A 21,575-nucleotide genomic window follows, 5' to 3' on the forward strand; every position below is an offset into this window, starting at 1 on the left:
AGATAAGTTATACTTAATTTATTATAAATAATATAAAAGTATCGTCAATAGTATATAACTAAGGATGTGTGTTCCGTGCCTAGCATGCCTTTATACAAACAAATACAAAACGATATTAAGAAAATGTATGCGGAAGGGAAACTTCGCGATGGCGACCGCATCCCTTCCGAGAAAGAACTGGCCGATCAATACAAGGTAAGCCAGATTACGAGCAAGAACGCCTTGATCGGTCTTATGGAGGAAGGCTTTGTCGTGCGCATCAAAGGAAAGGGCACATTCATAAAGGGCGGAGCATATCAGCACAATCTGCTCGCCGGCTGCAGCGCCGAGCAGTCGCAGGGAAGAGGAACCATAGGACTCATCATGCCGCTCTTGGGCAACAGGGTGGGGCAACAGTTTGTGAATTGGATCGAGTACTATTCGAACGAGGCAGGCTACGACCTCATGTTAAGAATTACGAGGGAGTCCGCGGAAGAAGAGACGAAAGCAATCGAAGCCTTCTTGCGCAAAGGGGTTCAAGGCATGATCATCTTCCCTGTGGAGCAGGAAAGCTATAACGAGTCGATATTGCGGTTATCACTGGAGAAGAAGCCGTTGGTGCTGCTGGATCGATATTTGAAAGAAATTCGCACGTACAGCGTAAGTTCTGATAATGTTAACGGCGCCTGTACCGCTGTAGATGAATTGTTGGAAGAAGGACATCAAGCAATCGCCTATATAACCTTGGAAAATACGAACAGCGCGACGGATGAACGAGCGCAAGGATTTGAAAAAGCGTTTCAGCAGAGGGGAGTCCCGATTCATAAAAGATTATGGTGCGTCATCCCTCTCAGAACGTTTTATTCAGAAGGAGCCTACGAACAAATCTTTGAATTTTTGCAACAAAATCCCGATATTACTGCAGTGTTTACCGTCAATACCGTGCTTGCGCAGCTTACGTACAAGGCGCTAAACCGGCTGGGGCGGACCATTCCGGATCCCATTAAACTGGTCACGTTCGATTTCCCGGATCTGGATCACGTTTCCTGGATTCAACAAAATGAACAGGAGATGTGCAGGCAAACGCTTCAACTTCTTATCGAACAAATGCAGGGCGTCTATGAACCGAGAAGAGAAGTCGTGCCGGTTAACCTGATCAAGGGAACACAATCATCATCTGAATAAGTATTTATACCAGATTAATTTTTTATACTAGATTAAGTATTTATACTAAATTAAGTATATTAATATATATTTTCATACTGTATAATTTGTGATGAAACAGACGAACCAATACTTATGGGAGGGTCATGAATATGAAACAGTTCCCGGTTATGAAACGGTCCAGGAAGCATCTGTTGGTTTATCCTTTGTTGCTGTCGCTCGCGGCAGGTTGTTCAGGCGGCGGGGGCCAGCCGTCTGCAACAGACCCGGCAAAAGACAATAAGCCAAAAGATCCGGTCACGCTGAAAGTGCTTTTTGCGAACCCAGGGATGACAAAGGAGATTTTTCAGGAACTCATCGCCGAGCCAGTAAAGAAGCTGCATCCGCATATCTCTTTTGAGATGGTCGAATTTCAAACCACCTACGGGCTGAATGAAATGATAGCCGCCGGAGATATTCCCGACTTCATTTATACCACTCCGTATATTCAGACCATGCTCGATAGCGATATTGCGCTTGATCTGACAGAGCCGTTGAAGAAACATCAAATTGATACTGCCCGGTTTAATCCGGTTGTTATGAATGCGATCAAAAGCTTCGGCACGAAAGGAGAAATTTATTCCCTTCCGTATATGAGCCAATCGTTCGCCATGTGGTACAACAAAAGTCTTTTTGATCGATTTGGCAGCGCTTACCCGACGGACGGCATGACCTGGGATCAGGCGATTGAGCTGAGCAAAAAGCTGGCCCGGCAGGAAAACGGCGTGCAGTATCGCGGGTTGGTTGCTACCCATGGCGGAATTTCGACGTTTGCCTCTTCACTGTCCCTCGAACTTATCGATTCGAAAACATTAACCGCGCTTATTTCGGACAAATGGAATGCCGTTTTCGCCAAAGGGAAAGCGCTTTACGATATTGTCGATAATCGCCCCCTCAAGTTGAATGCAAGCAATGTACAGCTGTTCGTAAGGGATCAGACACTCGCCATGGCGCCGTATTGGACCGGTGGCATGCTCGGATATTTAAAAGATGCGAAGGACCTGAACTGGGATGTTGTGCAAGTACCGTACTTTGCAGAAGCGCCTAATAAATATTATCAGGTCGATTACCATCAATTTGTCGTCAGCAAAACAACCAAACATCTCGATGATGTCATGGAAGTGTTGAAGGTGACCGTATCGGACGAAGTTCAGGCGAAGGCTGCCCGGCAGGGGAAAGAAACCGTACTTACGAATCAGAGCATTGTCGATCAGTTCGCGCAAGATCTTGATTTTGTCAAAGGCAAAAACCTGAAAGGTATTTTTAAGGGTCAGGCCTCCAACATGATTTTCCAATCCAAATATAATGGTGCGGTTTCGACTGCGATTAACGCGGCGTTTAATGACGTATTCGAAGGGAAATCGGATATCAATTCGGCATTGCGGAAAGCCAAAGAAGAAGCAGACAAAAAAATCGCCGAGTTGAAACAACAATAAACGGATCGGTACGAGTGTTCCTACTTCCAGGATCATGCTCATGTGGCAGGGGGATATTCGAATGAATAAAGCTCGCTTTGTATGGATTGGTTTATCGATTTCAGTCCTTGTCGTTATTGTTTATGCCGTGTTGTTTCGAGAGACAAACGATAGGGGGACCATCAATATGGAGGGAACCGGTATGACACAGAAATTGAAAGACCGGGAAACCTATAAAAACTGGATGAGTTTGACCGTGGACAAGAAAGCGGGATACGAGGACGACGCTCTCAATGGAAAAAATTATCCAGGCGGCGACCCATTCGTCATGAAACATAACGGTATTTACTATTTATATCCGAGTACGCATTTCAATTTATCCGACATCAGGGCGTGGAGCTCGGAGGATTTGATCCATTGGAACTATGAAGGCATCGTGGCGCAGGACGATCGCTTGAAGATGGCTTACGCCCCCGAGGTTACTTATTGGAACGGTTATTTCTATATGGTTACCTCACCGGGAGGAAACGGACATTATGTTTTGAAAAGCGATCGTCCCACAGGTCCCTTCACCGTGGAGACAACTAATGTTGGCATGAGTATCGACGGTTCCATTTTTATCGATGATGACGGCAAATGGTACTTTTACTATTCGGGTCGGAACGGCATTCGCGGGCGGGAAATGACTACCCCGCTAACGTTCGGAACAGAACGCATTTTGCCAGGAACAAGCATGAATCATTGGACGGAAGGGCCATTCCTGCTCAAAAGAAACGGTACTTATTTCATGACGCAAACCGGCAATCATCTGATGAGCAAAGGGTACCGGATCAATTATTCCGTATCGAAGGATGGACCGCTTGGCAAATTCGTCACGCCTTACAATAATCCGATTATCATTAACACGGATAACGGGTTTCACGGCTTAGGGCATAGCTCCACCGTATTGGGTCCCGATCTGGACTCGTATTACATCGTGTACCACAATAACAAAAATCCCGTAGCGCCGGGAATCGGTCATGACAGGTATTTTAATATTGACAAGCTCGTGTTTAACGGGGATAAAATGGACGTTCTCGGGCCAACCAACTTTCCGCAAGTTGTGCCGAACCGGGCATCCTTTTATACGTGGATCCAACGGGACGGGGTTGAACGGCATTTTGACAAGCTGACGCAAGGAAAATCGACTATGATGGTCAGCAAAACGGGAACGCTGGAAAGCTATACGGCAGAGTTCAACTTTAAGGCGGCTTGGGAATCTAAGCCCACTGAGGGTGGGAAACCGCTTACTGGCGTATTATTTTCTTATGAGAATGAATCCCATTACGGCATGGTTTCCGTCCATGTACTTGAGAAGAAGCTGGAGCTTGCAAGCGTAATCCATAACGAAAGTCGTTCCATTGCCGTCGCATCGTTGCCTGAAGATATGGACCTGACTAAGCTGCATACCATTCGGATTGAAAAGGATCGTCAAAAGGTAACCGTTTATTTTGACGGCATGCACAAATTGGATGCCGAAATGAACGACTTGGCGGCAGGCCGTATCGGATACGTTTACGAAGATTGTGTTTTAATGCCGGACTATACCGCATTCAGCGATGAGGTAAATGGTTCGAGCGATTTCGATGCCTACAAGCCTGTTCCGGGAAGCATCGAGGCGGTCCATTATTTGAAAGGCAACGGGCGCGGCTACTCCGCGAAGCAGAAACCGGAAGCTGAAAATCCTTTCCGTCCTGAAGATGGCATTAGAATCGATAAAACGGATGGCAACAGCTACCTGGTTCATCTGAATCATAAAGGAGATTGGCTCCAATATAACATCAACGTCCAAGAAGATGCGACTTATGGGATCGATTTCAGAGTTAGGGGTCAGAACAAAGCCGCGGAATTGGAAGTTTATGCGGATGATAAGCGGATCGCCACGATTGTAGTGCCTCCAACCGAAGATGATCCGCGTAACGGCTGGGTGAAAGTGAAAGGAATCGGAAGCATTCCTCTTCATGCCGATTTGCACACCTTGAAGCTTAAGGTGAAGAGCGGTGAAATCAAATTGTTGGATTTTAACATGTATAAGTTGGGCATGGAGATGCCGTATCGGTCTGTCGAACTGACCAAGGTTGGGAATCGAGCCGACGGGTTATATAGCGATTGGACTTATACGGGCAATTGGTCCATATCGAATCAAGGTTTAACATCCGCCCCCGGCGTTAACAGCATGGCATTTACAGGAGAAACAACCTGGAGCGATTATGAAGTCGAGGCAGATCTGATCGTATCCAAAGCTTCCTTGCAGGATGATGTCGGTATTGTAATCCGCGCTTCCAACGAATCGACGCATAAAGACCAAGTGTCAGATGCCTTAATGGGATATTATATCTCATTTGCATCCGGCTCGGTGGCTCTGAAGAAGTTAAACTATAACGCTACGGTGCTTGAACGAGCCAATTTCAGCTTTCAAAAGGATAAAAAGGTCCGCGTCAAGATTCAAGCGGAAGGAAGCACGATTCGGGTTTATCTCGAAAACAGCCCGAAACCCGTCCTTCAGTATACGGACAGCGATGCGTTTACTACCGGAAAAGTCGGCGTCAGATCCATGGCGAATGCGACTGCGTTTTTCGAGAGGTTCATTATTAAATCTTTGCCCGAACAACCGTGAGCTTACCCGAATCGAGCTATCAGCCGAGAAGCGAATAATGATTTTTGCTGGGGCTGCATGCAGGCCCCAATTTTATGACTATTGGTTCAATAATTGTTAAATGTAATTCATTTTACGTGAAGCAATGAGCGGGATTGCCTCTGGGAAAGAAAGGATCGTGATTTCGATGGCATCATCCAAGGCGAAGGTACAAGTACAAACGGAGCAAGTCGGAAAAGGCAAAATACACCCTTATTTGTTTGGACATTTTGTAGAAGATATTCGCGATCATATGTCTGCGATGTTAGCCTATCCTCTGGCGGATATGGATTTTGAAAGCATGGACAATGCGTATCGCGGGCTTTCCGGCAGCTGGCGGCCTTATACGAACGGGAAAAGCACGACCTACGCCCTTGAGCCTGCGGCGGCGAGACATTCCGGACATAGCCAGCTGGTACGGATGGCAAGCGATGACGAAGCCTATGCGGGTATAAGTCAAACCATTGCCGTAAAGCAGGATCGGATCGGCTATGATTTGCAGGTATACGCTAGAGCTTCGATTGAGATCAAGTATGTCATTGCTGAAATTGTCGATCGCATGAGCAAAGAGGTGCTCGGTTTCACTAGAATCGACCTGGTCAGTCATAACTGGAAACAATACGAGTCTAGTCTTGTCGTACAACGGGATTGCGAGGAGGCGGAGTTCCGAATATACGTGCCTTCCGAGCATGAGCGCTGGCTGGATCATGTATCTACGGGGATGCTTTGGCTTGACCACATTTCATTGCTGCCCTCGGATAGCGCGGGGAATGTGCGCAAAGAAGTAATGGATATGACAAAAGACTTAAACGCCGGCATGATGCGGCTGGCGGGAAATTATATCAGCGCCTACCATTGGCGGCAAGCAATCGGGCCCGTTCTGGAGCGGCCCTGCATCATCAATGAAGCATGGGGCGGATGGACGAGCAAATATTTCGGCACGGACGAATATATTCGATTTTGCCGCGAGCTGCAGGTGGAGCCGCTGATTTGTGTCAACGACGGCTCGGGAACGCCGGAGGAGGCCGCCGAGTGGGTGGAATATTGCAACGGCGATGCGAATACGCCGATGGGCAGACTGAGGGCCGCGAACGGGCATGTCGAGCCCTATAATGTAAAGTACTGGGAGATTGGCAACGAGGTTTGGGGGCCTTGGCAGGTCGGCCATTGCAGCGCCGAGCAATTCGCGGAACGCTGTGCGCGATTTGCCCAATCGATGAAGCGTACCGATCCCGGTATTGTGCTGCTCGCATGCGGGGACACCCGTATGGAATGGAACGAAGCGTTGCTGGAGCGAGCCGCCGAACATATCGATTACGTAACCTTGCACCTGTATCACGGCTATGCCCGCTTCGGCATGAACCGTCAGACGCCTAAAGAAGAGCGCTTCAAGGCGATCGTCTCCTACCCGGAATGGACGAGAAAATCGATCGGTCAGCTCAGAGAGCTGTTCGGCTCATCCGAGCGTTACGCCCACCTGAAGCTGGCCGTTACGGAGTACAACACGATGTACTTCCCTAATACGATCCGTAAGGGGCTCCCTAACGAGCATACCCTGGAAGCAGCCGTCGCGAACGCAGCAAATTTAAACGAATTTATTCGGAATTGCGATTTGCTAGAAATCGGCAGCTTCTCCGATCTTGTCAACGGCTGGCTCGGCGGGTGTATACGGGTAGGGGATTTCCTTGCGGATCAGTTTCGCGGCAAAGTCCCGGGCGGGAGCGGCAGCTCCTTAACGGTTTACGGCACGCCTTCCTATCACGTCATGAAGCTGTACGCGAACAAAGACTTGAGTTATGTGGTGGAAAGTCATACGGAGTGCGGCAGCTTCTCAGTCAACAGCCCGATGCCCAATGCGCCGCAGTTGAATGACCTGCCTAATCTGGACGTCGTCGCTTGTCTGAACGCCGATGGGAATACATTGACACTGTTTATCGTTAACCGGAGCCTTGAAGCAACAGAAATCGAGATCCACCTGGGCGGCTTCGCCGTGTCGGGGACCGCTCGTTTGCAGGAAATTACGGCGGACCATTTTGAGTGCATCAATAGCACAAATCATCCGAATAACGTCGGGTGCGAAACCCGCATGGTTTCGTTTTCGGACAGTCATGTGACCTGTCATCTGCAGGCATCGTCCATTTACGCATTAGAAATCACCCGCTGACGAGGACAAGATGCCCCTCGTACGCTGGACGGACACTACTGCTTTTCTGCTTGGCCGCGTAGGATTGCGAGGCACATCGGCGGCTTGGACGATTTCGCCCTTTACTGCTACAGCCAAATAAGAAAAGCTTCTAAACGAAGCCTTTCCACGATGAATAACCCGGCGTAAGTGGTAGCTTTTCTTGGTAAAGAAAGTCGCACTTCGTTTCGCTTTAACGCTTTACCCAATTTAAACTTTCTTTAGCAATAAAAATACAGCATGAAATAGGAGTGTGGAACCGTATGGCAACCATGAAATATATAAAAAACTACCCGAGACCGCAGTTTGTGAGAGACCACTGGATTGATTTGAACGGAGAGTGGGGCTTCGCTTTCGACGATGCCAACGTCGGAGAAGCCGCGGGGTGGCAGCAAAGCTTTAAAGGAGACCACACCATTGTCGTTCCCTTTACTTATGAAACGAAGAAAAGCGGGATCGGCGAGGAAGCTCACCATCCATGCGTTTGGTATAACCGAAAGCTGGACATTCCCGCGGAAGCCCGGGGCAAGCGTGTTTTTCTGCATTTTCAAGCGGTCGACTATATCGCGAAGGTATGGATCAACGGCGAATATGTCGGAAGCCATCAGGGCGGCTATTCGGCTTTTTCGTTCGATATTGCGCCTTACGTACGGTTCGAATCCGCGAACGAGCTTACAGTTAAAGTGATCGACAGTAAAGACGCTACGCAGCCGCGCGGCAAGCAGCGCTGGGTAGACGACAACTTCGAATGCTTCTATGTGCAGACGACAGGGATTTGGCAGTCCGTGTGGCTCGAATATGTCGAGCGGGACTATGTTGACGCAGTGAAAATAACGCCGGACCTCGATGCCGCGACAGTTCGCTTTGAATACCAGGTTAAAGGCGAGGTTAACGCGGACAGCAACCTTCGTCTGGAGACGATCATTACGATGAAGGGCCGTCAGGTCAAGCAGACGAGTCTGAAGATCGACCGCCCTTGGCTGCGGTTGGAAGTCGATCTCGTTCACGAAATGAACGGACCGTGGAAGCGCCGCTACTGGGCGCCCGGACACCCGAACCTATACGATGTGGAGTTTAGGCTGTACCGTGACGATGTATTGATCGATCAGGTGTATTCCTACTTCGGCATGAGAAAGATTTCGATCGAGAAAGGCCAAGTGCTGCTTAACAATATGCCGATCTACCAGCGTTTGATCCTGGATCAAGGCTATTGGCCGGACAGCCATTTGACCCCTCCTTCGGAGGAAGCGCTGATCGCGGATATCGACCTTCTGATGCAAATGGGTTATAACGGCGTACGGAAACACATGAAGATTGAGGACGCGCGATTTCTGTATTGGTGCGATGTAAAAGGCGTGCTCGTATGGTCCGAAATGGCGGCTACCTTCGAGTTCAACGATCAGGCGATCCAACAATTCACAGCGGAATGGATGGACATTGTCCGGCAGCAGTATAATCATCCTTCCATCATTACGTGGGTGCCGTTCAACGAATCGTGGGGCCTTATGAACATTTTCAAGGATGGCCGGCAGCAGCAATGGACCGAATCGATCTATCATTTGACGAAGGCGTTCGATCCGAATCGTCCGGTCGTGACGAACGACGGCTGGGAGCATACAGTGTCCGATATTTTGACGCTGCACGATTATGCGGAGACGAAGGATGTGCTTCTCAAGCACTTGGCCAGCAAGGACGAAATCGTAAACAACGAGAAGGCGTTCAACAAGCGGAAATATGCGTTCGCCGACGGCTACAGCTACAAAGGACAGCCGATCATCGTGAGCGAGTTCGGCGGCGTCGCCTTCGAGTCCGAAAAAGGTTGGGGCTATGGGAAGCAAGTCGCCTCGGAGCAAGATTTCCTGGAACGGTTTCGCGGTATCCATGAAGCGATCAAGCAGACCGAGTACATCGTAGGGTATTGCTACACACAGCTGACGGACGTTCAGCAAGAGGTGAACGGTCTGTTGACCGAAGAGCGAAAACCGAAGGTTCCGATCTCGAAAATTCAGGAGGTTAATCTTGGATAAAAGGTCTGGAGGCGAAACTATTGCCGAATAAGAAGCCGAATATTTTAATCATTACGACCGATCAGCAGCATTTTAATACGATTCATGCTCTTGGCAACGAAACGATCCGCACCCCCAATCTCGATAAAATCGTGCAGGACGGCATCGCCTTCGAACGGGCTTATGTCGCGAATCCGGTGTGCTCGCCCAGCCGATCGACGATCATCACCGGGGAATATCCGTCCCGGCACGGCTGCTGGAATATCGGGGTTGCCCTCGACCAACACCGTACAACATTAGGCCAGTTGCTGAAGGAGCAGGGCTACGCGACAGGGCTGTTCGGGAAGGCGCATTTCCAGCCGGTCTTGAATAAGGGAAGCTTCGAGGCGCCACCTCATATCCATAATCGCGAGTTTTGGCGAAACTGGAGCGGTCCTTACTACGGCTTCGATCAGGTTGCCATGGTGCACGGGCACGCCGACGAGGCTTCCTCCCATGGCATGCATTACGGAGCGTGGCTTGTCGATCAGGGGATAGATCCCGCCCGATATTTCGGCCCCAAGGGCGGACATCGCGAAGGCTCGTGGGATTTGCCCGAGCAGCTGCATTATACGCGGTGGACCGCCGACCGCACCATCGACTTTATCGAGGCCGCAGCGGAAGGCGGGCGTGATTCGCAGGAGAAGGACCAGCCATTTATGGCTTGGTGCAGCTTTCAGGACCCGCACAATGCATTTTTATGCCCCGAGCCATGGAATAGCATGTATGATCCCGCCGATATGCCTCCCTTCCACGAGCGCGAAGGCGAAATGGCCGACAAGCCCCGCATTCATCAGTGCTTGATCGAGGACCGGATGAAGGAGCTGGATGTTAACGTAACGGCAGACCCGGGCCATGATACGGGCGGCATTCAATGTCTCGGCCTTACGAATGAAAAGATCGGTCGGGAGCGCGCGCGAAAATGGCTATCCTCGTACTATGCGATGGTCAGCCTCATCGACTACCATATCGGACGTATTATGGAAAAGCTTGAGCAATTGGATATCGCCGACGAAACCTTGATCATCTTCACTTCGGATCACGGCGACTATGCGGGGAATCATGGGTTATGGCTGAAAGGCCCTATCCACTATGAAGACATTATACGCGTGCCTTTTCTCGTTCGCTGGAAGGGAACGCTCCCGACAGGGGTCAAGACGAATTCGTTAATGAGTCTCGTCGATCTTGCTCCGACCATCCTGGAGGCGTGCGGAATCGAAGCCCCTGGGTCGATGCAGGGCGTAAGCCAATGGGCGACCTTGCAACAGCCGCATTCGTCCAAACGGGATTGGTGCCTAGTGGAAAACAGGGCGGAGCCGACCTTTTATGTGAAGACACTGATAACGGAGCGCTATAAATTGAATTATTTCCTTGGCCGTAATGAAGGCGAGCTGTACGATTTGGCGGAAGATCCGCATGAATTTGTCAATCTTTACGACCACCCGGAATATTCGTGCTTGAAAACCGAGCTGCTGATGAAACTGGTTGACGTGTATGGTGATCTGGAGCGGCCGTATCCTCCCCGCCAAAGCTTTGCGTAATGTGAGAGGGCCTATGTGCTTGTTTCGTGAGTAAGATCAGTTACCATGACTTGAAGAGACAAACCCTGAAGAGGTTTCGTTTTTTTGGGTCGGGACGTTATGTCCATTTGACCAAGCAAGGCCACTATTTGCAGGGCTTAAGTCCGTTCCATTTGGAGAAGACGCCGTCGTTCAATATTGCGCCGGAGAAGCAAATTTACAAATGTTATGGCTGCCGTGCCGGCGGCAATGCAATTCAATATCCTATGGGGGTTGAAGGGTACACATTTGTAGAGGCGGTCAAAGAGCTCGCCAAAGAAACGGGCGTACCGCTAGGCATCGACGAGAACACATAACCGTGTTAACAGGGAACTACAGTCAAGTTACAACGGCTGCCGCTTGCTAATGGCGAACGATAGTGGAATTAGATGGGAGCGGATCGCTGCGGCAGCTGCTCCCATTTTTCATTGAAGTAATGGGCAGCATAGTTGAATGTTAATTTCGGTGAAAGAACAGGTTCGCAATCGATAAGAACCCCATTTCTTCTGTAGAAGGTATAATTTATTCATAAAAGTTTGATTTCGAACTGTCAAAAAAAGAAGGGACTGGGGACATGATTCTTAAAGCGGCCCAACTTACGATTCTAGTGAAAGAACAGGAGGAGGCCAAACAATTTTATTCGGAAAGACTTGGGTTTGTTGTAATCTCGGATATGGAATTTGCTCCGGGATCGCGATATCTAGCGGTTGCTCCGAGAGAGAGTAATGAAACGTTATTTGAACTGGTAAAGGCGGACACGCCCGACCAAATAGCTTTGATAGGTAAACAGAGCGCTAATCAAGTCCTGATCATGTTTGAAACAGATGATATCGAAGGCGACTACTTTGAAATGAAAGAACGTGGTGTCGTGTTCCACGGAGAACCAACCCTAGTTCCGGGAGGAAAAGGAGTTGGTTTTGAGGATTTGTACGGTAATCAATTTGACTTGTTTCAAGCGGAGTAATCCATACAATTACACGAACTGCAAAGCATATTTAGGAACGATCAATTTTTAAATTGGAGATGAACCGTACATTGTACCATGAAGATGTGCAAGCGATCATGACCCGGCAAATCGGTAGAGAGCCACTCCATTGATAAATCCGGCTATCCGGGAACAATTTATGGCCGACCAGCCTACGCTCAAAACAAAAAATATGGCAGTTATTTTTAAAATGGCTATGTTAAACTTTGTTGTTGATATTTGATATATACGAACTAATGTTCTATAATTAATATCACTGTTCGGAGATGATTTACCCATGGATATAAAGGAACTGAAGAGACTTGCTGATACATCGGACGATAATGGTAAGCGAGAGCTTATCTACTTTTTGCAGTCCCGAACCAAGGGTTTGGCGGTTCCAGTTCGAGCGATTGATGAAATTCAAGAGCAGAAGCATAAAGAGGGACTCGTTTCCCCACATTGCAAAAACCATTCTGTTGTGCGATTTGGGAAGTACGCTGTAAAATCCCGTACTGGAGATACGCTTTCGGACTTACTATAATCAAGTGAAATTACGAAGCCGGAAGTTATGAGCGGCTTCCATTTTTGAACTAACGAAGTACGATAGCTCAATAAGCCGCCTCTATAACGAGGCGGTTTTCTTATCGTAAAGATCAACATCAGGATTTAACATAGCCTTAAAAATAAAAGCGCCCCGCCGCAGACTTCGACCAAATACGAAGAGGACGCCAGACGAACCGCTTATACCGCACTGGTCGACTATGAGAAGGAAAGGTCAGAAAAAATCGATGCCGAGTATAGCATCGAATCCATAGGGGATTTTAGTCAACGCAGGTTGGATTTGAAAGTCATTCAACAAATATAAGCCACGAACCCCGATCGCGATAAGAGGGGGTCGTGGCTTGTATCTGCTTATAGAAGCGGGACTGCTCAAGTTTTGCTGGAAACAACAGCGAGCGAAGGCCTTTCTGCTCACGCAGCAGAGCTATTCGCTTCCTGAATGCTTGCGGCAAGCGTCGCCGAAAGTGAAGAAAAGTATAAGCCACTTGTGCGATTGCTGTATGTCGCTGGAAGGAGGCGAGTGCTAGAATGAAAAGCAAGTCGGGAAGGAAATGTGGTGCAACCCGCGTTACATACGGTAGGCCTGCCGATATTCCGATGGACTGATCTGCATTTTTTGAGAAAAAACCCGACTGAAGTAAAAACCGTTGCTATACCCGCATTGCGGAGCAATTTCGTCCAAGGTCAGCTTGGTTTCCCGCAGAAGGGAGCTTGCCTTGTCCAGACGCAGTTCGCTGACATACTCGCTTGGATTTACGCCGAATTTGCGGCGAAAACGGCGGCTGAACTGCACGGTGCTCAGACCGAGACGGGCTGCCAGCTCACTGAGCACAACTATTTCGAAAGCACTTTCTTTCAAAAGGGACTCCGCTTTGCTCATCAAGGGATCGTCCGCGGCGCGGCGCGCGGCGCGCTGTTGGGCTCCCCGCTCCCGTTCCCATTCCAGCTGCTCCCACAATTCCTGCAGCAGGAAATTTCTGCGGACGATGATGAGCGGGGTACGGCGTCTTGCGAGCATGGCGATGTACCCGTAGGTAGAGACAAAACGGTGCTTGTCCCGAATGGTACTCTTGCCAACGGGACTTGGGTGCAGCCGGTCCGCGGAGGCCAGCTCCTGACCTGCCGCATACCAGGAGAAATACATGACTACGAACGTAGCCGGTGAAAGCATTTCGCGGTACAGCACTGTATCTGGCGGACAAAGCACAAGATCGCCTTTCTCGGCGATGCCTTCATTCTTTCCAATCCGAAATCGGAAGCTTCCGCCTGCTACGATGAACAGGACCCACATCGGGCAGCGGTCCCTCTCCTTAACAAATTGTGCTTTTTGTTCCCAGCGCGTCACGATATGGACAACCGGAGTCAGCTCTCTGGGACGGTAGCTTTGCATGCTGGAATCACCACCCAATACGGATATATGCTTACCATACCGGATTGCAGTCAGGAAAAAAAGAGGCATTTTGGAATGAAATGCTGCCATGCAACAGTCTTGACCAATTAGGAGGAGTGAAGAGATGACGAATATGCAAAATGCCGCAAGAATGAGCCGGCGGCAAATGATTGCCCTGACTTCATTGGGAGTGGCGGGAATAGCCGGGGGAGTCTTTCATCACACGTCAAGGGCGGAAAACAGGACGTCCGAGAAGGAGTGCGAAGGGGTGCGGGTTGCAACTTCGGCTGAACTGCGAGCAGAGGCTTCCCCGGATGAGGAGCATGTGTACTTGAACCGGGAGTTGGGCGCGCACTATTATTTCGATCCCGGCGATACGACGTCAACCGATAATGGGCGCCATACGATCGTCAGCGATTCCGGACACCGATTCAAACATCTTCCAAGTCCGTTTCAAACGGAGGTGCATGCGAAGCAGTACAATGCATCGGGCTCCGCTCAAGCCACGACTGGCAGCATCCCAGCAGGCAGCCAACAGCTTACGGTTGCAGATCCTGCTGACTTTGAAGTGGGGCAGGGGATTTTGATCGCAGGCGCCGGCAATGTCCAGCTTAAGGAAGTCATTACGCTTGTGATTGAAGAGGACGCATGGCATACAGGCGCGGTGCAGGTTCAGCTTCCCGGAGAAGCTGTCCAAAGCGTAGATGTGACAGCCGTGCACGAAACGATCGAGCTGACCGTGACAACAGGATGCTCGCAGTCCGGACAAATCGCGCTCGTATTGGATCAGGTGGAGTTTTTGCTGCCGGTCGAGGCCGGGGAGACGGCTGTACAAATCGCAGATCGCATTCGGGAATCGTTTTTTGAGCGTTGGGCCATATCGGGCTCGAGTGGAACGGATACAGTGACATTGACGTATGAGACGCCGGGCATGCGAAATGATTCGTTCTTTTATGCGCAAGGCACCGGCGTACAAATCGGCTTGCAGGCTGTAAAGGGAGCACGGACTACGAAGCGGGACATTGCGGCGCAGTTGAAAAGCAAGTCGTTTCAGAACTGGAAGACAGGCGGCTATAACAAATCCAACGTCGTCTTTTTCATTGCCAAAAACCAAGGGGCGATGGGGGGAGAGCATGCGGAGGTCCAGTTTGGTTCAACAGGCGTAACCGGGCGGATGGAGGTTGTCCAGTACGGCGCGAGCATGGTCACGACGATTACCGCGATAAACGGAAACACGATTACGTTGCAGACAACTGCCCTGCGTGCGACAAGCGACGTCTACGTGGGACATGACGACACGGCGGCGCTGTCGCAAGCGTTGGCGGCGGCAGCGGGAAAAGTCCTGGACATTCCCGAGGGCACCTATCTGTTGAGCAATTCCTTGCAAGTGCCGGCGAGCACGGCGGTCAGAGGCGCCGGCAAGCAATCCACCATTTTGCAGTTTCAAATGCTGCAAAAGCCGGGAATGGTTGTGGCCAAAGAAAGCCATCACGTTTATATCGGACAGCTGCAATTGAAAAATATATGCGCGCCCGATGCCTATTACAACGGCAGTGACACAGAGGTTCACGGGATTAATATCCTTGGCGCGCAAGGAACGACGGTGGAACATTGCTGGCTTGACAACTGCGACGACAGCGGAATACGGGTCGGCTATACAGGGACGACTCTGTCGTCGGGGACGCGGCTGCTGCACAACATGGTGAAAAATACGTCGGAAGGCGCCGGCATTGAAGTGATCCGCGGAGAGGATTGTCTGATGATCGGCAACTATATCAAGGATTGTTCGCAGCATGCGGTGCGCTTATGCGGCGCCAGAAAGCCGATAGCGATTGGGAACACGGCAGAGAGCAGTCTGGACGGGTTCAATATTCAAGGCTTCGGCGACGGCCGGAACGTGACGCAGCGAACGCAAGATTTTATCATTGAGAGCAATGTCATCAAGGAGCCGAACGGCCCGGGCATCCTCCTGTCCAGCCAATCCAATAGCGGACTCATTGCGAACAACTGGCTTGAAAGCACGCAGGGACAAATTGGCGTTAATGTGATTACCTCTGTCGTCAAGGAAGGACAGCGGCGTACGACGTTTGATGTGACGATCCAGGGCAATATGATCAAGGGATTCAACCGCGCCATTTCGATTCGGGGCGATCAGAATCATATTGTGATTCGCGGCAACACCATCAAAAATTATTCCGGTCCAACAAGCGCATACGGCGTTTATCTGGATTGCGACGATGTTGGCGATCTGATCAACATTGTGATCGAAGGCAATACCTTTCTATGCCGGGCTCGCGATAAATCGGGGATTACGCTGTTTCGCCCCTCCTTGCTGACAAAAGTCGTCGTGCATCGCAACACGTTCATCATGCGCAGTTCCAATCCTTCTCAAGCTGATATGGCAGCCCGTTATATTAAAAACGCATACACAAGCGGCTACAATGCAGATGCATTGGAATCGACAATCAGCGGTACGTGTGAGCTGAATGGGACAACAGGAATCACTTCGCATAATACGAACGTGTTTATCGCGCTGCCGGTCTGATTCTTTCCGCTGCAAGATCAGAAATCGGTCTCTTATTAGGTTATGGGGGGGGAACAGCAGGATGAAAAAAAAGGCGGCTCAATGGACGTTGGGCGGTATGCTCGCAGTCGCCCTGACATTGACAGCATGCGGCAAAACCGATAACGGGACAACTGCTGACCCTAACGACAGTCAAGCTCCGGTGAAATCCATTGCCCAGGAGGCGGCGGAAGTCGTCTTTTATTCAAACAACGGCGATTCGGCGGAAAGCTTTGATTACCGCTTTGGAGTCGCGTTGCGCAAGAAGTTTCCAAACTGGACGATTACGTACATTCAGCGTGAGGGTGCCGGGACGGATTTGCCCGACCTGCTTTCGGCAGGTACAAGATTTGATATCTTCTTCCAGTCGATCGGCAATTTTGAGGCGCAGGCGTTCCCGGCCGGCATTCAGTACGATATGACGGAGCTGATCAAACGTCAGGGGATGGACCTGAGCCGGCTCGACGCGACGGTTGTCGATGCGGTCAAGCAAGCATCGGGAGGGAAGCTTTACGGCATCCCCGTTTTCACGAACAATTTGGTACTTTACTACAACAAAACGATCTTTGACAAGTTCGGTGTCACGTATCCGAAAGACGGGATGCGCTGGGAGGAAATGATCGACATTGCGAAGAAGCTCACCCGCAATGAAGGCGGTGTGCAGTACTACGGTTTTTCGCATTCCCCGACGCACACGGTTCGGCTCAATCCGCTATCGATTCCGAACGCCGATCTGCAGCAGGTTACGCCGACGATCAACAAGGATGAGCGCTGGAAGCAGTTTTATCAGGCATTCTATCTGGACCCGATGCGTGGCCAAGGGTATTTGGAGGGGATTCAGAAGCTGAATAAAATTCCGGACCATAACATGTTCGTCAAGGACAAAACAGTCGGGATGTTCGCTTATTTGTCCAGTCTGGTCTACGTCTGGGAAGAGCAGTTTAAAGGCGTCGATTGGGATATGGTCGCTCTGCCTACACTGGACAGCCAAAAAGGCGTAGGCTCGCAATCGTACCCGACCTATTTCGGCCTGACTGCTATGGCTCGGAACAAGGAAGCGTCAATGGAAGCGCTCAACTATCTGATATCGGATGAGTTCCAAGCGGCAATGGCGCGTAAGGGCATTATGCCTGTGCTGAAAAACGACGCGATTCAAAAGGAACTCGGTCAGGATTCGATTTACAAGGATAAAAACTGGAAAGCTGTCTTCTATAACCGGTTTGCCCCGATTCCGCCGAAAGCGGACTACGACGCCGGGCTGGTTAACGAATACGTCAAGGCGGGAAATCAGATTGCCTTCGATAAAATGGATATGAACAGCGCACTGCGCCAAGCGGAAGAAGAAGGACAGAAAAAAATTGCCGCGTTTAAAAGCAAATAAGAAAAACGTCTATCGACGTACTCCAAGGAGGAGCGACCGCGATTTAGCGGAAGTTTTTCTTGGTAAAGAAAGTCGCCCTCCGCTTTAACGCTTTAGCGAAGTTAAACTTTCTTTAGCGTTAAGAAAAGCTTCTAATCGAAGCCTTTTCCACGACGCATGACCCGGCGTAAGAGGTTGCTTTTCTTGGTAAAGAAAGTCGCCCATCGCTTTAACGCTTTAGCGAAGTTAAACTTTCTTTAACGTTAAGAAAAGCTTCTAAACGAAGCCTTTTCCACGACCCATGACCCGGCGTAAGAGGTTGCTTTTCATGCGATATCAGGAAGCTCCACCAACGAAGTTTATACGTTCTGATATCTTAAGAAAAACGTCTATCGACGTACTCCAAGGAGGAGCGACCGCGATTTAGCGGAAGTTTTACTTGGCGTAGAACATTAAGAAGGAAGGGAATGTGCGATGGCGATACGAGCTAAACGCTTTGGGTGCTTCCGGCAATGCTTCTCATTGCAGCAGTGTTCTTATTCCAATATACGGCAAGTGGCGAAGGTGAAGGGGCGTTGGATACAGGCGGCGATGAAGAGGGGACCGTTTTTCTGATCGGCGATTCTACCGTTGCAAGTTATCCGGCGAACAAAGCACCTTTAACCGGATGGGGCCAGGTAATCGGTTCCTTCCTCAAAGAAGGAGTCGCGGTCGAGAACGATGCCGTTTCCGGAACAAGCTCCAAAAGCTTTGTAGATGCTGGCTACTGGGCGACCACGCTGGGCAAGATGCAGAGCGGAGATTATCTGTTCATTCAATTCGGGCACAATGACCAGAAGTCGGATCCGACCTGGCATACCGATCCGTTTACGACCTACAAGGCGTATTTGGGCCAGTATATCACCGAGGCGCGGGCGAAGGGCGTATTTCCGGTGCTGGTTACCTCTGCGGAACGGCGGCGTTTCAACAGTGAAGGAACGATTACCCCTTCCCATAAGCAATATCCGACGGCCATGAAGCAACTGGGAGACGAGATGGATGTGCCTGTCATCGATTTGGCTGCCCAAAGTGCGGCGCTGTATGAGGCATGGGGAGTGGAAGGCTCCAAACAGCTGTTTTTATTCCTGGAGCCGGGGGACAGTCCCAACTATCCCGATGGAAAAGAAGACAATACGCATTTCCAGACGATCGGAGCGCTGGAGCTGGCAGGTTTGGTCGCGCAAAGTGTGAAGGATCAAGACATTACACCGCTTCGATCTCTGCTGAAGTGTCCCTGATCCGGTTCAACTAGTAGCGTTTCAGAAATTCGTTCCTCAAGCTCGCCATCGAGAAGCCGAAGGAAACACAGCGCGGCAGCACAGGTCAGGGAAGCCGGAAAAGACGGGGGCGAAACGGAACAAAAAGTTCCGCTAATCGCCTCCGAAGGCAGCCAAAAGGGCATCAGCGGAACGATTTTTTCCTCTATTCTATGAAAAAAACGGTTTCACGGGCATTGAGACGCCAATAGAGGAACTCGTTGTTCCGCTAAGCCGATGTTTCGTTGTCGTTTTGCAGAATAGAGGAACTTTTTGTTCCGCGACCGCTCGCCCCCTGCCCGGCTTAGCGCTCCTTGTACCTCAGCCGAGCCGACTGTAAGAGACGAACTTGCGAAACGTTCAACTAGCTGTGGCTCAAGGCGACGGATTCCGGATGCCGACCCCAACTCGCGGCTTCCGGACAAACAAGGCACTACCCCGCTGTATCGGCAAGCGGGGTTCGTGCCTTGTTTTGGCTTGCCTTTGCGGTAGAAATTAATTAAAAAAAACTGTAGGGCAAGCGTATATGATACGATAGAAAAGTTGGGTTTGCCTGCGGAATCGCTTGATTCACAGGCGAACATATGTGCTATAATGAATGTTGTAACGGATGCGAGGAGAGGTGAACGGTTTGTCTTTCGTAAGTCGATTAATGTGGTTTTTCAAAAAGCGATGGGGCTACTACGCTCTTGCGATCGGACTGATGGCGACCGTCAGCCTGCTGACGACCGTGCCGCCGAAGCTGATCGGAAATACGATCGACCATATCCGGGATGGCGACTTGACCGCATCCGGTTTAAGCGCGACAGTCGCCCTGCTAGTCGGGCTGTCGCTGCTGCTGTACGTCATGGTCTACGTCTGGATTACGACGCTGTTCGGCAATTCGGCGTTGATCGAGAAGCTGCTGCGGGGCAAGCTGCTGGCCCATTTGACGAAAATGACTCCGGGCTTTTTCCAGCGGAACAGCACCGGGCAATTGATGGCCCTGGCGACGAACGACATTTTGGCGATCGGTCAAACGGCGGGATTCGGCGTCATGACACTCGTAAATACGGTTGTCGGGGCGTCCGTCGTCATCGTGACGATGATTTCGGCAATCAGCTTCAAACTGATGTTGGCGGCGCTCGTTCCGCTGCCTTTTCTGGCCGTCGTCATCAGCAAGCTGGGCAAACAGGTGCGCAGCCGCTTCCTGGAAGCGCAGTCGTCCTTCGGTAAAATGAACGACCATGCGCTAGAGTCGATTTCCGGCATCCGCGTCATCCGTTCCTACGTGCAGGAGGAGCGCGATTTGAACGCGTTCGATGGCGTCGTGACGGACGTGATGAACAAAAACAAGCGGGTGGCGATTTTGAATGCGCTGTTTCAGCCGACCATCTCGTTCATCGTCGGCGTTAGCTATTCGATCGGCATCGGCTACGGCTCTTATATGGTGCTGAACAGCGAAATTACGCTCGGACAGCTGATCTCGTTCAACATTTACCTCGGCATGCTCATCTGGCCGATGATTGCGTTCGGTGAATTCATTAATATCCTGCAGCGTGGTACCGCTTCGAGCGACCGTCTCGAAACGTCGCTTGGCGAGAAAACCGACGTGCCGGACACGGACGCCCCGATTGCGGTCGAAACTCCGACCCGGATCGAGATGCGGAAGCTGGGCTTCGCATACCCGACCGCGGCGCAGCCGAGCTTGGCCGATATTTCGTTCGTTCTGGAGCGGGGCGAGACGCTCGGCATTGTTGGCAAAACGGGCAGCGGCAAAAGCACGCTGCTGAAGCAGCTGCTCCGTCAATACCCGGTTAAGACGGAAGCTTTGTTTATCGGTGATGTGCCGATCGAGCGCATCGAGTTGGAGCGGGTCAAGCGATGGATCGCGTACGTGCCGCAGGAGCATTTGCTGCTGTCCAAGTCGATACGCGACAATATCGCGCTCGGCAAGCCGGATGCGGCGCCGGAGGAAATCGCGGAGGCGGTGAGGCTGGCTTCCTTCGCGGACGATATCGCGGCGATGCCCGAAGGTCTCGAGACGGTCGTCGGGGAGCGGGGCGTCATGCTGTCGGGCGGGCAAAAGCAGCGGCTCGCGATCGCCCGGGCGCTCATCGTCGACTCGGATATTTTGTTGCTGGACGATGCGCTGTCCGCCGTCGACGCCCGTACGGAAAGCCGCATTTTGCACAATATTCGCAGCGAGCGCGCGGGCAAGACGACACTCATCGCCACGCATCGCCTGTCCGCCGTCAGCCACGCGAATTGGATTATCGTCCTGAACGAAGGGCGGATTCAGGAGGCGGGCACTCACGATCAGCTTATGCTTCTGGGCGGCTGGTACAAGGAACAGTGGGACCGCCAGCAAATGGAATCGAGCCTGGACCAATGAAAGGAGCC

At 50.8% G+C, this 21,575-nt stretch carries 12 protein-coding genes and 2 pseudogenes; 13 read left to right on the forward strand and 1 reads right to left on the reverse strand.

Annotated elements, in window-relative coordinates; translation table 11 throughout:
- Positions 1-84: 84 nt before the first annotated feature.
- The 9 genes and pseudogenes from FE784_RS11940 to FE784_RS11980 form a co-directional block, all read left to right on the forward strand.
- A complete protein-coding gene (locus FE784_RS11940) occupies positions 85-1,164 on the forward strand; it encodes a GntR family transcriptional regulator (RefSeq protein ID WP_342779096.1) in 1,080 nt (359 codons plus the stop codon).
- Between the two features lie 131 nt (positions 1,165-1,295).
- On the forward strand, positions 1,296-2,618 hold the full coding sequence (locus FE784_RS11945; RefSeq protein ID WP_176706134.1) for an ABC transporter substrate-binding protein: 1,323 nt from the start codon (positions 1,296-1,298) through the stop codon (positions 2,616-2,618).
- 181 nt (positions 2,619-2,799) lie between these two features.
- The gene (locus FE784_RS11950; RefSeq protein ID WP_176706135.1) at positions 2,800-5,253 is read left to right on the forward strand and encodes a family 43 glycosylhydrolase; all 2,454 of its coding nucleotides are present in this window, start codon (positions 2,800-2,802) and stop codon (positions 5,251-5,253) included.
- A 166-nt stretch (positions 5,254-5,419) separates the two neighbouring features.
- A complete protein-coding gene (locus FE784_RS11955; protein WP_139602432.1) occupies positions 5,420-7,435 on the forward strand; it encodes an alpha-L-arabinofuranosidase C-terminal domain-containing protein in 2,016 nt (671 codons plus the stop codon).
- Positions 7,436-7,716: 281 nt separating this feature from the next.
- Positions 7,717-9,480: a glycoside hydrolase family 2 protein gene (locus tag FE784_RS11960; RefSeq protein ID WP_139602433.1), complete on the forward strand. Its 1,764-nt coding sequence runs from the start codon at positions 7,717-7,719 to the stop codon at positions 9,478-9,480.
- Positions 9,481-9,500: 20 nt separating this feature from the next.
- A complete protein-coding gene (locus FE784_RS11965) occupies positions 9,501-11,039 on the forward strand; it encodes a sulfatase family protein (protein WP_139602434.1) in 1,539 nt (512 codons plus the stop codon).
- A 95-nt stretch (positions 11,040-11,134) separates the two neighbouring features.
- Positions 11,135-11,356, forward strand: a pseudogene (locus FE784_RS11970) (CHC2 zinc finger domain-containing protein); the annotation flags it as partial.
- A 275-nt stretch (positions 11,357-11,631) separates the two neighbouring features.
- Positions 11,632-12,021: a VOC family protein gene (locus FE784_RS11975; protein ID WP_139602436.1), complete on the forward strand. Its 390-nt coding sequence runs from the start codon at positions 11,632-11,634 to the stop codon at positions 12,019-12,021.
- 298 nt (positions 12,022-12,319) lie between these two features.
- A pseudogene (locus FE784_RS11980) lies at positions 12,320-12,544 on the forward strand (IS1595 family transposase); the annotation flags it as partial.
- Positions 12,545-13,153: 609 nt separating this feature from the next.
- On the opposite strand, the gene FE784_RS11985 reads toward FE784_RS11980, so the two are convergent.
- A complete protein-coding gene (locus FE784_RS11985) occupies positions 13,154-13,930 on the reverse strand; it encodes a helix-turn-helix domain-containing protein (protein WP_176706136.1) in 777 nt (258 codons plus the stop codon).
- A 169-nt stretch (positions 13,931-14,099) separates the two neighbouring features.
- Here FE784_RS11985 and FE784_RS11990 point away from each other — a divergent pair, with 169 nt between their 5' ends.
- The 4 genes from FE784_RS11990 to FE784_RS12005 all read left to right on the forward strand — a co-directional run bounded on the left by FE784_RS11990 (position 14,100) and on the right by FE784_RS12005 (position 21,567).
- Entirely contained in the window at positions 14,100-16,520 is a 2,421-nt protein-coding gene (locus FE784_RS11990) for a right-handed parallel beta-helix repeat-containing protein (RefSeq protein ID WP_139602438.1), read from the forward strand.
- 61 nt (positions 16,521-16,581) lie between these two features.
- The gene (locus FE784_RS11995) at positions 16,582-17,919 is read left to right on the forward strand and encodes an ABC transporter substrate-binding protein (protein ID WP_176706137.1); all 1,338 of its coding nucleotides are present in this window, start codon (positions 16,582-16,584) and stop codon (positions 17,917-17,919) included.
- Positions 17,920-18,410: 491 nt separating this feature from the next.
- A complete protein-coding gene (locus tag FE784_RS12000; RefSeq protein ID WP_139602440.1) occupies positions 18,411-19,175 on the forward strand; it encodes a rhamnogalacturonan acetylesterase in 765 nt (254 codons plus the stop codon).
- A 649-nt stretch (positions 19,176-19,824) separates the two neighbouring features.
- A complete protein-coding gene (locus FE784_RS12005) occupies positions 19,825-21,567 on the forward strand; it encodes an ABC transporter ATP-binding protein (protein ID WP_139602441.1) in 1,743 nt (580 codons plus the stop codon).
- The last annotated feature ends 8 nt before the right edge of the window (positions 21,568-21,575 follow it).

Origin of the sequence: Paenibacillus hemerocallicola (genome assembly GCF_006265175.1) — a bacterium.
GTDB lineage: Bacteria > Bacillota > Bacilli > Paenibacillales > NBRC-103111 > Paenibacillus_AB > Paenibacillus_AB hemerocallicola.

What these genes read in the sequence shown, in the direction of transcription:
- FE784_RS11945 (WP_176706134.1), top strand. Translation starts at nt 1,296, where the DNA reads ATGAAACAGTTCCCGGTTATGAAACGGTCCAGGAAGCATCTGTTGGTT.
- FE784_RS11940 (WP_342779096.1), top strand. Translation starts at nt 85, where the DNA reads ATGCCTTTATACAAACAAATACAAAACGATATTAAGAAAATGTATGCG.
- FE784_RS11960 (WP_139602433.1), top strand. Translation starts at nt 7,717, where the DNA reads ATGGCAACCATGAAATATATAAAAAACTACCCGAGACCGCAGTTTGTG.
- FE784_RS12000 (WP_139602440.1), top strand. Translation starts at nt 18,411, where the DNA reads ATGCTTCTCATTGCAGCAGTGTTCTTATTCCAATATACGGCAAGTGGC.
- FE784_RS11950 (WP_176706135.1), top strand. Translation starts at nt 2,800, where the DNA reads ATGACACAGAAATTGAAAGACCGGGAAACCTATAAAAACTGGATGAGT.
- FE784_RS11995 (WP_176706137.1), top strand. Translation starts at nt 16,582, where the DNA reads ATGAAAAAAAAGGCGGCTCAATGGACGTTGGGCGGTATGCTCGCAGTC.
- FE784_RS11955 (WP_139602432.1), top strand. Translation starts at nt 5,420, where the DNA reads ATGGCATCATCCAAGGCGAAGGTACAAGTACAAACGGAGCAAGTCGGA.
- FE784_RS11975 (WP_139602436.1), top strand. Translation starts at nt 11,632, where the DNA reads ATGATTCTTAAAGCGGCCCAACTTACGATTCTAGTGAAAGAACAGGAG.
- FE784_RS11990 (WP_139602438.1), top strand. Translation starts at nt 14,100, where the DNA reads ATGACGAATATGCAAAATGCCGCAAGAATGAGCCGGCGGCAAATGATT.